Origin of the sequence: Streptomyces sp. NPDC086023, assembly GCF_044540325.1 — a bacterium.
Classification (GTDB): Bacteria; Actinomycetota; Actinomycetes; order Streptomycetales; family Streptomycetaceae; genus Streptomyces.
Genome location: NZ_JBITRX010000025.1, coordinates 31,507 through 43,157, shown reverse-complemented (window position 1 = coordinate 43,157; position 11,651 = coordinate 31,507). Strand labels below are relative to the sequence as shown.

11 protein-coding genes are annotated in these 11,651 nt (G+C 67.2%); 5 read left to right on the top strand and 6 right to left on the bottom strand.

Going from position 1 to position 11,651, the window contains the following annotated elements; translation table 11 throughout:
- Positions 1 to 185: 185 nt before the first annotated feature.
- Positions 186 to 308 (bottom strand): hypothetical protein, encoded by a 123-nt coding sequence (locus tag ACIF6F_RS32945; RefSeq protein WP_399955571.1) that lies wholly within the window; start codon positions 306 to 308, stop codon positions 186 to 188.
- A 425-nt stretch (positions 309 to 733) separates the two neighbouring features.
- Between ACIF6F_RS32945 and ACIF6F_RS32940 the strand changes: the two genes are divergently transcribed.
- Positions 734 to 1,126, top strand: a complete 393-nt coding sequence (locus tag ACIF6F_RS32940) for a cupin domain-containing protein (RefSeq protein WP_399955568.1) — start codon at positions 734 to 736, stop codon at positions 1,124 to 1,126.
- A 159-nt stretch (positions 1,127 to 1,285) separates the two neighbouring features.
- Complete coding sequence (locus ACIF6F_RS32935; protein WP_399955565.1) at positions 1,286 to 1,807, top strand: hypothetical protein; 522 nt, start codon at positions 1,286 to 1,288, stop codon at positions 1,805 to 1,807.
- 134 nt (positions 1,808 to 1,941) lie between these two features.
- Here ACIF6F_RS32935 and ACIF6F_RS32930 read toward each other — a convergent pair whose 3' ends face one another.
- The 3 genes from ACIF6F_RS32930 to ACIF6F_RS32920 form a co-directional block, all read right to left on the bottom strand.
- Positions 1,942 to 3,168 carry a DUF2637 domain-containing protein gene (locus ACIF6F_RS32930; protein WP_399955562.1) on the bottom strand — a complete coding sequence of 409 codons (1,227 nt, stop codon included), beginning with the start codon at positions 3,166 to 3,168 and terminating at the stop codon, positions 1,942 to 1,944.
- 150 nt (positions 3,169 to 3,318) lie between these two features.
- On the bottom strand, positions 3,319 to 4,362 hold the full coding sequence (locus ACIF6F_RS32925; RefSeq protein WP_399955559.1) for a ParB/RepB/Spo0J family partition protein: 1,044 nt from the start codon (positions 4,360 to 4,362) through the stop codon (positions 3,319 to 3,321).
- Entirely contained in the window at positions 4,359 to 5,513 is a 1,155-nt protein-coding gene (locus ACIF6F_RS32920) for a ParA family protein (RefSeq protein WP_399955556.1), read from the bottom strand. The genes ACIF6F_RS32925 and ACIF6F_RS32920 overlap by 4 nt, the downstream gene beginning before the upstream one ends.
- A gap of 810 nt (positions 5,514 to 6,323) precedes the next feature.
- Here ACIF6F_RS32920 and ACIF6F_RS32915 point away from each other — a divergent pair.
- Both ACIF6F_RS32915 and ACIF6F_RS32910 read left to right on the top strand, forming a co-directional pair.
- On the top strand, positions 6,324 to 6,917 hold the full coding sequence (locus ACIF6F_RS32915) for a replication/maintenance protein RepL (RefSeq protein ID WP_399955552.1): 594 nt from the start codon (positions 6,324 to 6,326) through the stop codon (positions 6,915 to 6,917).
- A gap of 12 nt (positions 6,918 to 6,929) precedes the next feature.
- Entirely contained in the window at positions 6,930 to 7,328 is a 399-nt protein-coding gene (locus ACIF6F_RS32910) for a hypothetical protein (RefSeq protein ID WP_399955549.1), read from the top strand.
- Positions 7,329 to 7,530: 202 nt separating this feature from the next.
- On the opposite strand, the gene ACIF6F_RS32905 is transcribed toward ACIF6F_RS32910, so the two are convergent.
- The gene (locus ACIF6F_RS32905; protein ID WP_399955546.1) at positions 7,531 to 8,373 is read right to left on the bottom strand and encodes a serine hydrolase; all 843 of its coding nucleotides are present in this window, start codon (positions 8,371 to 8,373) and stop codon (positions 7,531 to 7,533) included.
- A gap of 311 nt (positions 8,374 to 8,684) precedes the next feature.
- Positions 8,685 to 9,119, bottom strand: coding sequence for a VOC family protein (locus ACIF6F_RS32900; RefSeq protein WP_399955542.1), 435 nt, complete (start codon positions 9,117 to 9,119; stop codon positions 8,685 to 8,687).
- 210 nt (positions 9,120 to 9,329) lie between these two features.
- Here ACIF6F_RS32900 and ACIF6F_RS32895 point away from each other — a divergent pair, with 210 nt between their 5' ends.
- Complete coding sequence (locus tag ACIF6F_RS32895; protein ID WP_399955539.1) at positions 9,330 to 11,537, top strand: hypothetical protein; 2,208 nt, start codon at positions 9,330 to 9,332, stop codon at positions 11,535 to 11,537.
- Positions 11,538 to 11,651 lie beyond the last annotated feature (114 nt).

Below are 11,651 nucleotides of genomic sequence, written 5' to 3'. Positions count from 1 at the left end.
TCACGTGCGGCGGATCGTCCCATCGGCCGCGCCGACCGAGGGGGCACGGCGGACGATGGGTCTAGTGCTGTGGCCGGGAAGGTCTGCCGGACCGGGGAACCGCATCGCGAACCCGGTCCGAAGCCTCGCGCGCTTGCGCCCGCACCCTGGCGGGTGCGGGCGCAAGCGGGGGTTCTGGGCCGCTCTCAGGAGCCCTGGGGATCGCCGGGGACGACCACCTTCAGCCGGTCGTTGCGGGAGACGTAGTGGACATGTGCGTCGCCGCCCAGGGCGGCGGCCTTCTCGTCCGCCTCGCACGCTCTCGACATGGCGTACACCCCGACTTCCCGCGCCGGACGGCCATCGCACTGCGTACACCAGGAGTCACACACCGGCAGTCTCCTGAGCGGCGGAGCCGGGGTGGAGGGGTCGGCATACAGGGGGGAGCTCATGCGCGGGGTTCCTTCCACGGGGAGGGGCTGCCATTCGAGAATCCCGGACCGTCCTCGCCCCAGGATCCGCTGGTCGGTCCCTCCGCCAGGGGACACTTCCTCCGCCGGCGGTCGTGCGCGTTCCCCGCCGCATGACCGCTGCGATGGGCACCGCAGTCCCCCGGTCTGGTCCCCCGACCGTGGGGCGCCGCCTGCTGCTGCCCGCGCGGATGCTGGAGGCTACCGTTCGCCATCTCGAACCGGAGGCCTGGATGCCCGCGCCACATGCCCCTCATCTCGTGCGGAGCCCTCGGCGAGCCGTCGTGCCGACTCCCGGCGCCAAGGCCGCCGAGTACGGCGACGGTGCCTGCGTCCTCGTCACCCGGCACCTGGCCAAGGGCATCGCCAAGGAACCCATCGAACTGCACGTCGCGAACGTGTCCGAGGTGCTCATGCGGCGGATCGTCCTTCCCGTCGGTGGCAGCACCGGATGGCACTACCACCCCGGCTCGCTGCTCGCAGTCGTCGAGCAGGGCGAGCTGACCCACACCGACGTCCACGGCAGGAGCCACCGCTACGGTCCGGGGGATGCCTTCCTGGAGCCCCACGGCTCCCAGCATGCCCATGAGGGCTGCAACACCGGTGAGAACGACGTCGTCCTCCACGTGACGTACCTGAACCCCGGCGCGGGCCCGCTGGCCGTTCCGGTCGGCTGAGCCGCCGCACGCCTCGAGACCCGCCGTATGAACGAAAGCTCGCAGCAGTTGGAGCTTATGAACCGATATGCGGGTGAACAGGAATTAACGTTCCTGAGGCAATCTCCCTGCTTCAGGAAGTAGAACGGCATGCGTAGAACCAGGCTTTCGATCCTCGGCATGGTGCTGGTCGCCGGTGGCGTAACGGCAACCGCGTCCGTTGCCTCCGCAGCTCCTCAGGGAGGCGGAGAGCGACACGTCACCCTGAACTGGACCCAGACCATCGACCGGCACGACCCCATCGACGTGGGTCCAGCAGGTGAGAGCGTCGGCGACCAGAGCATTGCGAGCGGAGTCGTGTACCGGGACGGAACCGCGGTCGGCACCTTCGATCTGAACTGCACGATCACCCACGTCGACGCGCAGTCGACCACGACCCAATGCCAAAGTGCGTACACGCTGCCCGAGGGCGGCCTGACGTTCTGGGGCCGTCACACGCAGCCGCTCGGCACCCCGATCCATCTCGGAGACCAGGCAAGGGGCCGTATCTCCGGCGTGGCCAGCGGCACGTTGGCCTACAGCACGGCACGGGGCCAGGGCACCTTCACCCGCACGACCGGAGCATCCCAGACCGTCTCCGTCACGCTCACCCTGGACAAGGAGAAGAGCACGGACCCCCGCAGCCGCCGACACTCGGCGTAGACCGTCCACACGGGGAGAGCTCTGCGGCGGTGATAACTGAGTTATCGCTCGGCTCCCCCGCCTCCGGGAAGGCCTGTGGCCGATGACCAGGGCGGAAGGTCATCGGCCACAGGCTGGGGGCATGGCGGTGGTCATCAGCCCCTGACCGCACGCAGTCGTGCGCGGACACGCTGCCGGCGTTCTTCGTTGAGGTGGTCGACCGCCTTGTCCAGGCGCCGCTTACCCGTCCGGGGAGAGACCCCGAGCCGTCGGCCGACCTCAGCGCCGGACAGCTTCGTTCCGGACTCTTCGGCCTCGGTGAGCCATTGCGCGACCATCGCGATCTGTTGCTGCAGCGGGTCCTGGTGAGGAAGTTCTTCTGGTGACGCGGCAGTGGCCGCGTCGATGACTGCCGGCTTCCGAGCACTCGCTGTCGGGGGTGCATCCGAGCCGGCGCCGGCAGCCTGCGCTGGGGCCTCCTGGGCAACTGGTTCCGGGTGCGGCAGTCCCTGGGGCTCGTCGCCCGGTACTCGTATGACCTGCGCCGGGTCCTGGGGTCCGGCGGCCGGGGGTGCCGGGTCTCCGGTCCCCGGTCCGGCTGGCGGTAGCTCCGGTGTCCGCGTCGGTGTCGTCACGGTCTGCGCCGGGATCGGCAACACGGTGGGGGCCAGCGCCGGTTGTGGGGCGGGCGGCAGCAGTACGGGATCGATGCCCGCGGCTGCCAGGCCCTCGGGCGCGGTCTGTGCCAGTGGTACGCCGATGCGTGCCAGTCGCAGTGGCATCAGGGCTTCCACCGGGGCTTTGCGCCGCCAGGCGCGTCCGTAGCGTGCCTGGAGTCGTGCCTGGTAGATCAGCCGGTCCTGTTCCATGCCGACGGCCTGCTCGTAGGAGCGCAGCTCCCACAGCTTCATGCGGCGCCACAGTTTGAACGTCGGCAGCGGTGAGAGCAGCCAGCGGGTGATGCGTACGCCCTCCATGTGCCGGTCGGCCGTGATGTCGGCGATCCGGCCCACCGCGTGGCGGGCCGCTTCCACGGTCACGACGAACAGGACGGGGATGACCGCGTGCATGCCCACGCCCAGTGGGTCGGGCCAGGCGGCCGCGCCGTTGAAGGCGATGGTGGCCGCGGTCAGCAGCCAGGCCGTCTGCCGCAGCAGCGGGAACGGGATCCGGATCCAGGTCAGGAGCAGGTCCAGGGCCAGCAGCACGCAGATGCCCGCGTCGATGCCTATCGGGAAGACCAGCGAGAAGTCCCCGAACCCCTTCTTCAACGCGAGCGCGCGCACGGCGGCGTACGACCCCGCGAAACCGATACCCGCGATGACCACGGCGCCCGCGATCACGACGCCGATGAGTATCCGGTGCGTCCGTGAGAGTTGCATGGCGGTGGGCACCTGTTTCGCTTGACGATCAAGGGGTTTCGAGTAGATGACTGTCCCCCGGATCCAGCCTCTGAAAGGTCGGAACGCACGGGGCGGCACAGCTGGTGCCCCAGGCGATGGCCCGGGGCACCAGCAAGGCGGGGCTCACCGTCAGTCGAGAAGCCGGTCGGCCAGTTCGATCCGCTGACGCTCGTCCAGCCGTTCACGCAGGAGTTCAGCCAGCTGATCCAGGTCAGGCAGGGGAGACCACACCTGGCGGGCCAGAACCGGGTGTACCGGTGGCGTGGTCACCGGGTCGGAAACAGCTGAGCCCGAACCATCGGCTGAGGCACTTGCGGGGGGAGTGACCGCGGTGGACTGGGGTTGCTGCTCGCCGTCGGTCGGGATCTCACGGCCAGGCATGGGGGGCGCAAAGTGGCGTGGCTCAGGGACGGCAGGAGTGATAACTGAGTTATCACTCGTCCCCCGCTTCTCACGCTGCGCAGCCTTTCGGCGAGACGTCTCCTGCGCGCGCTGGTCGGCAATATCCTTCTGCTGTTCGGCTGGAAGGTCCGCCAGGCCCCGCACATGATTGACCTGCCGGCGGCCGGCTGCGAGGTCTGCCTGGAGCTCGGGAGTGAGGCCCAACAGGGACAGCTTCTGGGACACATATGCCTGGGACTTGCCCACCCTGCGCGCAGCCTCTCGCTGGGAGCCGTGGAGCTCAACCAACAGCTTCAGGGCTTGCGCTGCTTCAAGATCGGTGAAGTCCTTGCGTTGGGCGTTGGCGACGAAGGCCGCTTCCAGCAGGTTGCGGTCAGTCGTGGCGAGGGCGTCGTCGACGAACACCTTCATCGTGTGGAGCCCCGCCAGCTTTGCTGCGTGGAGGCGTCGGTGCCCGTCCACGACGACGTAAGCGGCCTCGGGATCGAGCCTGTCTTCCATCTGGGGACGGTCGCGCAGATACGCGTCGACGCTGGCGACTGTGATCGCCTGCACCTGGCCTACCGTCTGCAGACTTTCCGCCAGCTCTCGGAGGTCACCCAACTCCTCACGCGGGTTCTCAGGATTCGAGCTGATCTCCCGCAACGGAAGCTTGGTGGGTACCCCGTCCTTTCCGGTCACCCGGTCGATCATGCCTCGTCGCGTGCTTCTGCCGCCGGCCATGCGCTCGAACGTCCCAGCCTGGCCGAGCAGTTCGCTCTTGCTGCTCACGAGAGCCTCCGGGCGATCGTGCGCATCATCTCGGACTGCTCGCAGTCGGCCGAGTAGACGAGGAGCGGCTGCTGCAGACGTACGGCTTCCCGCTGTTCCTTGAGGTCTCCGACCACAGCGAGGAGTCTGGGGTTCTCCATCTTCTCCCAGCGCTCCAGAGACGACGTCGCCACGTAACCACGGCGGCTTTCATAGAGGTTCACCACGAAGCCCAGACAGTCCACTTCGAGCGCGAAGTCCTCTTCCAGAGCCGAGATCTGGGCGTCGAGCATGCTGAACGCCTTGGCTGAGCTGTCCTCCGCCTGAACCGGGATGACCACGCCCGACACATCCGCGGCCTCACCGTCGCGGCGGCGCGCGTAGTACAGAGCGGTGTCCATCGTGGTGCCCAGGCTCGGCGGACAATCGATGATCACGACGTCGAACTGGTCTTCCACGGGGCGCAAGGCCTTCTCCAGCGCGGTCTCCTTGGTGCGGAGCTTGGAGAGGGCGAGCATCGTGTCCAGAAGGAAGCCGTCCATACAGGTGGGCAGCACGACGAGCCTGCCACCAAAGCTTTCGTGCTCCAAGGTCACCAACAGCTCTTCGAGCGGATGGTCGTTCTCACTCACCATGTGCTTGGCGAGGCTGTCGTGATCCTTGTCGTTCGGGATCTCTGCGAGGCCGAGTTGTTCGGTGAGGTGACCTTGCGGATCGAAGTCCACCAGCAGGACCCGCTCACCTGCTTCGGCCTTGGCCTGGGCCAGACCGGCAGCGATGGCAGTCTTGCCGACTCCGCCCTTCTGGTTCGCGACGACCAGCCTCTGAGGAATGCCCGTGACCGGCCGGACCTTGGGCGAGGGGTTGTCTGAGAGCCAGAGCTGCACGGCCTGGGACAGCCCCTGGACCAGAGGGATGCCACGCTGGGCGCACACCTCGCGTACGGAAGACCAACATCCGACCGGCAGATGGGTGGAGAAGGGGATGGCCCCGGTCGTCGAAACGAGGGGCATCGCCTCCTCGGTGGTCATCCACGACTGCAGTCCCTGCAGTACCGCGTCCTGGATGTCGCAGCCACGTTCCGCCGCTCGGACCTTCAGGTCCTGGCGCATCAGCGCCGGCAGCTTGGAGACAACCTTCTCTCTGTCTCCAGCAAGGTTCTGAGTCGTCATGAAGCAACCTTACTAACTTCTGCTGCGCGAAGTAACGCACCCCGCAGCCTTCGGTGTGTCTCGGAGACACCAGAGTTCAACAAGGAAACGGAAATACTGGAAGCAACTGAACATTTCGCATGAGGGAGTCTCAGGTGCACAGAGCGGTAGCTCCTCAGCCCTGGCGGGCTTGCGGTGCCCCGCCGGGGTCCACCCATACGTTGGCACCTGCGGCTGAGTTCCCGGGCACGAACAAAATGGCGTGGTTGATGCCGGTGGGGGTCAAGGGAAGGCCCTGAGCCGAGTGGACCGGTGCCCGCAGCATGTGGCGCACCTTCTGTGGCCAAGGTGGACATCGGGGAGGGTTGGTGCGTCCGACGCCAATTGACGGTCAGTCAGGGAACGGCCGATCAGATCGTCTTGACCGCAGGGACGTTGGCAAAACGACGGCCGGCCTCTTTATATAAGAGGGCGGCGCACGAAAAGGCCCTCTGACCTGCAGGTTTCCAAAAGCAAGTGTCGGTGGCCACCGACATTAGGCCCTGTCTGATGTCGGCCGTGGCCCACATTCGACAGCGAAACTTGCGTCTATCCACAAGATTGTCTGGAGACGGTCGCAAAACTTGCGTCCAGTAGCAACTTTCCTGGTCTGGCGGCGCCTTGTGGCCACATCGAAGGCATGGCGGGCTGCGGGTGCCCCACGGCAGCCGGGGGTGACGGCCGCCACCGACACAAACTTGCGTCCATCCGCAAGAACGCGGCGCGTAACATGCGCCTGTTGACAACTTTTGCCGTACAGTGCTCGGCACCTGTACGCGAAAGGATCAAGAGATGGCTGAAGCCGCCCGCCCGCTACGGAGTCGAAACAGCAGAGGGCCAACGCCCGTTGAGCGCCCGCACCTGAAACCTGCGGGTGCGGGCCAACCCAACGACCTGGCCCGCATGATCGCCGAGCAGTTCGGTGCCGGACCCGTCCACGAGGTCAGGGCCACCGTCTACCGCAGGGCCCCCCACGACTTTCTCGGCGAAGAGGGCTACTCCCTCGTCAGCAACTACTTCCTGCGCCGTGTACTCCCGTACTGCCTGACACACCACATCATCACCACCCTGCAAGGCGCGATCCTCTCCAACCTGATCGGCCGGCAGAAGAAGGGCAAGATCCAGTCCACCCACGCCGAGATCGCCCAGGAGCTGGGCGTCCAGCGGACCAGCGTCGGCGCACCGCTCAACCAGCTGTGCGACATGAACCTGATCCGTAAGGTGAAGCGGGGTGTCTACGAACTCAACCCGCGGGTTGCCTTCAACGGGAACGGCGATGAGCAAGCCGATTTCCTCGCCAAGCTGCGGGCTGCGAAGCTTGAGTCGAAGTTCCCGGACGAGTTGGGGGAGATCCTCACACTCTTCGCCAAGACCGAGATCTGCTGATCGGAGGCCGCGATGCTGATGACAACCACCGGACTGCTCGGGATGCTCCACCAACTTGAGCTCACCCCTACGGCCATCAACGTGTTGTCCGTGATGGTCAAACACTCCGAATCCGGCGGAACGGTCGATCTCAAGCAGGCGGAGATCGATGAGATCCTCGGCGTGGGCCAGGCCTCGATGAGTCGGGCGATGGCCCTCCTCGTCGAACGAGGCCTCGTACTGCGCTCCGGAAACGGGCGCGGACACCGCTACGCGCTCAACCCCGCGATCGCCGGCTACGACTCCGAGGGAGAGCTCAAGAGCCGGCTCGGCACCCTCGCGGCCGCAGACGCGCTGCCGCCCATCATCGTGCCGGACTACAATCGCCGGCCTCCCAAACCGGGAAGCGGCGGCCTCCACGCCGTCGCCTAGCCGCACGCAGCAGTAAGGCCCCGACGGGATTGTCGGGGCCCCTGCACCTGTACGCGTAAGCGTGCTCCCAGTATGCAGGCGACGGTGCCGTGCTGCCAGGGCTGAGGCGAGCAGAACCGCGTACGGTCGCGACCGCAGGGCCGTCACCCCCCACAGACGCGTGGGGGTGTCGTCTTCCCCTTCCCCCGGCGCCCCACCAACCCTACGCGTCGTCGGGGTGGGGACGTTGCGGCTGGAACGCAGCCTCGTCGGCTGCGTGCGGGTTGAGGTCCCGGTGTACGGCCTTGGCGACCGCCTCGATGGTGTCGATGCCGTAGTACCACCCCGCGGGGTCGTCAATCGTCCGGTTCTGGTTGTCCTCGGTCAGGACCACCAGACCGTAGTCGCGACCCGCGCCCTGGAAGGCGCCCATGCTGTTGACCTTCCAGTCACCACGGTCGAACGGATCGTCGGGGCCGGTCAGGGAGCGCTGCAGCCAACCGTTCTTGACGTGGACGTCGACTCCCGCCGGAGTGCCGGCCGGGGTCCCCCAGCGCTGGTCCGCCTCTACGTCGTGCATCAGCGACAGCGCGTATGCCCGTTCATCTGCGGTGAGCGGACTGTCCGTGTCGTTCCGGGTGGTGAGCGCCCGCAACAGCCGAGCCTGGTCGGCGGAGGTGATCTGGGTCAGGCCCCACGAACCATCCTTGTCCAGGACCGTTTCCTTCATCCCGGCGGCGTTGAGGAACTTCCGGACCTGGACCGGCTTGGTCTTGTCCCCGTTCTGCGACAGCTGGGCCCACAGCGCGGTGGTGGCATCGTTGTCAGAGCTCACGATCATCGCTCGTGCCAGCTCCTTGTCTGCCTCGGTCAAACCGCCGTGGCCTCGCGTGCTCAGCAGGAGAGCTCCCAGCACGATCGGCTTGGCCACGCTGGCGGAGTCGTACGTCCTGTGCGCGTCCAGGGAACACGTGAGGTCCTGCTCCCGGTCGTAGAGCGACGCGGAGACCGCGTTCTTCCTGTCCTTCAGGGCACCCGATATGTCCTCGGAGAGTTTCGCAGCCAACCTCTTTCCCTCAGCTGTCGAAGAGCTGCACTCCACATTCCTCGTGGCCGGCGAGGAGGGCGAGGCAGTGGCGGTGCTCGCCGGGACGGCCACCCCCAGGGTGCTGACGGTGGCCAGCACAGCGGATATGCCCCACCTGTGCTTCTTCGAGCGCATGAATTCCTCCGGAGATGATCAAAAGATCTGCTCCGACAGGCTGCCTCGAATGTTTTGCCGTCCTCATCCCCCGGTCGGACCCTTGGGCGGGCCGGCCCTGCCCTCCGATCGGTGGTCTGGCCGTTGTGGGAGAAGCCCTTGCCCGAGGGGGCTCGCTACGACCACTCGGCGAGCTCGATGGTGATCCCGTCGGGGCCCTCCAGGAACACGAGCTTGCGGTCGTGGAAGGTCATCGGCTGACTGCGTACGCGCACACCGGCGGCCGTGACTCTGGAGATCAGGGCGTCGATGTCGGAGACCGCGAAGCAGATGTGGTTGAAGCCCATGCGGTCGAGCCTGGCCGCGTCGCTCGCGGTTTCCACCGTCGGCTGGAGGAAGTGCAGGAGCTGTACCTCCAGCCGCGGAGCCGAGTCTTTGAGCACCAACGTGACGTGCCGAGCCTCAAGGTCGTCAATGCCCATGTAGCGGTCCATTTCCGGGCCTTTGATCACCACGTCCTTGTCCTGCTCGAAGCCGAGCAGGCCGAAGAATTCGATGGCTGCGGCAGGATCGCTCACTGCCACGGTGACATGATCGAAATGCTTAAGCATCATGCCATTTTACCTTTATGTAACGAAAAGAGAGGCGGGGCGGCCGGCGCGAGTTGCCCCAGGGGGATCCCTCCGCCCGCCCTGTCCCGCCGGCCCGCAGAGCGCCGCCTTTCGGCCGACTTCCGCGAGCCCATGTCGGTCTCGTTGACACCTGGGCGGACGTCTTCCAGCCTGCGGATTGTCATGTACATCACATGAAAGGTGTGTGGAATGAAACGACGAAGAGGCCTCAGGCGGAGACGCGGCCTGCTGTACGGCCTGGCGTTCGCGCTGATGGCCCTGACGATGGGGCCTGCGGCCGGAGCTGCCGCCGACGGCGGCTCCGTGGCCGCAGCGGGCGCCTGGTGGGATCCGGTGGCTCGGCCGGCTCCCGACTCCCAGGTCAACGTGACCGGTGAGCCGTTCACCGGGACCGACACGCAGGGGCGAGTCCGCGGCTGGGTCGACGCGCACGTCCACCTCATGTCCAACGAAGGCTTCGGCGGGCGGCTGGTCTGCGGTAGGCCCTTCTCTCCCGCAGGTGCCGCAGACGCCCTCAAGGACTGCCCCGAGCACTACCCGAACGGCATCCTCGCCCTCTTCGACATGATCACCAAGGGAGGCGACGGCAGGCACGACCCCACCGGCTGGCCCACTTTCGGGGACTGGCCGGCCCACGACTCCGCCACCCACCAGCAGACCTATTACGCCTGGGTGGAGCGGGCCTGGCGGGCTGGGCAGCGCGTGCTCGTCAACGACATGGTCACCAACGGGGTCATCTGCTCGCTGTACTTCTTCAAGGACCGCGGCTGCGACGAGATGACCGCGATCCGGCTCCAGATCCGGAAGACCTACGAGCTCCAGGACTTCGTCGACCGCATGTACGGCGGCCCCGGCCGCGGTTGGTTCCGGGTCGTCACCGACCCCGCCCAGGCCCGCGAAGTGATCCGACAGGGCAAGCTCGCCGTCGTGCTCGGCGTCGAGACATCCGAGCCCTTCGGCTGCAAACAGGTCTTCGACCGGGCGCAGTGCTCGGCGGCCGACATCGAACGCGGGCTGGACGAGCTGCACGGGCTCGGCGTGCGCAGCATGTACCTGTGCCACAAGTTCGACAACGCCCTGTGCGGCGTCCGGTTCGACACCGGCACCACGGGCATGGCCATCAACGCCGGCCAGTTCCTCTCCACCGGCACGTTCTGGAGCACGGAGCCCTGCACCGGCCCGGAACAGGACAATCCGATCGGCTTCGGCCTCGCCCCCGCGATGGCCGGTGACCACGGTCACGACGGGGCGGTCGTCGAGTCGGGCGGCACCGATGAGGAGCAGGCGCGGGACCGGATCCAGGCGGCCCTGCCCGCAGGCGTCGAACTGCCGCAGTACGGCTCCGCGCTGCAGGCTCAGGGGCAGTGCAACCGTCGAGGGCTGACCGCGCTGGGCGAGCATGCCGTGCGGGGCATGATCAAACGCGGCATGATGCTCGAAATCGACCATATGAGCGTCAAGGCCGCCGGCCAGACCCTGCGCGTGATGGAGGCCGAGCGGTACGCGGGCGTCCTGTCCACCCACGGCTGGATGGACGAGAACTGGACCGAACGCGTCTACCGGCTCGGCGGCTTCATCGCCGGGCACATGTACGAGGCCCCGTCCTTCGCCGCGGAGGCTCGCAAGCACGCGGCGATGCGGGCCAAGTACGGCGCCGGATACGGCATCGGCACCGACATGAACGGGTTCGCCTGGCTTCCCGGACCACGGGCGGCGGCCGGGAACCCGGTTCGCTACCCCTTCCGCAGCCCCGACGGTGGGTCCGTGCTCGACAGGCAGGTCACCGGAAGCCGCGTGTGGGACGTCAACACCGACGGCGGCGGCGCCCACTACGGCCTCGTGCCGGACTGGATCGAGGACATCCGTGTCACCGGCGGCCAGGACGTGGTGGACGAGTTGATGCGGGGCGCCGACGGCTACCTCCGCACCTGGCAGGCGTCCCGGGACCACGTGCCAGGACGCTTCGACGCCTGCACCACGCGCATGGACCCCGCCAAGGACATCACGTACCAGGCGCATGTCGCGGACATCGGCTGGCAGGGGTTCAAGGGCTCCAACGGCACCGAGGCCGGCACCACGGGGATGAGCAAGTCGATCGAGGCCCTGCGCCTGTCGATGCGGGGCGCCGGGGATCTGTGGATCCGTGCGCATGTCCAGAACCTGGGGTGGCAGCCCTGGCAGCACGTGACGGACGGACAACAGGCCGAAGTCGGCACCGTCGGGCGGAGCCTGCGGCTGGAAGCTGTCGAGATCCGGGTCGGAGCGGGCGGCATCGCCGGGCGCGGGCACGTGCAGAACGTGGGCTGGATGGCCCCCGTCGCGGGCACGACCATCGCCTTGGGCACGACGGGGAGGAGCCTGCGACTGGAGGCCCTCTCGCTGAACCTCTGCATGTGATCCGAGCTGTGACCACCTCCCCATGACGGTCCGTCGGCCCCCTTCCGGCGGACCGCCATGGGGCAGGGTCAAGCCCTGCCCGCTCTCCACGAAGGCCCGCAGTGCCCTGGCGGC

What these genes read in the sequence shown, in the direction of transcription:
- ACIF6F_RS32945 (WP_399955571.1), bottom strand. Translation starts at nt 308, where the DNA reads ATGTCGAGAGCGTGCGAGGCGGACGAGAAGGCCGCCGCCCTGGGCGGC.
- ACIF6F_RS32935 (WP_399955565.1), top strand. Translation starts at nt 1,286, where the DNA reads ATGGTGCTGGTCGCCGGTGGCGTAACGGCAACCGCGTCCGTTGCCTCC.
- ACIF6F_RS32930 (WP_399955562.1), bottom strand. Translation starts at nt 3,168, where the DNA reads ATGCAACTCTCACGGACGCACCGGATACTCATCGGCGTCGTGATCGCG.
- ACIF6F_RS32920 (WP_399955556.1), bottom strand. Translation starts at nt 5,513, where the DNA reads ATGACGACTCAGAACCTTGCTGGAGACAGAGAGAAGGTTGTCTCCAAG.
- ACIF6F_RS32915 (WP_399955552.1), top strand. Translation starts at nt 6,324, where the DNA reads ATGGCTGAAGCCGCCCGCCCGCTACGGAGTCGAAACAGCAGAGGGCCA.
- ACIF6F_RS32910 (WP_399955549.1), top strand. Translation starts at nt 6,930, where the DNA reads ATGCTGATGACAACCACCGGACTGCTCGGGATGCTCCACCAACTTGAG.
- ACIF6F_RS32900 (WP_399955542.1), bottom strand. Translation starts at nt 9,119, where the DNA reads ATGCTTAAGCATTTCGATCATGTCACCGTGGCAGTGAGCGATCCTGCC.
- ACIF6F_RS32895 (WP_399955539.1), top strand. Translation starts at nt 9,330, where the DNA reads ATGAAACGACGAAGAGGCCTCAGGCGGAGACGCGGCCTGCTGTACGGC.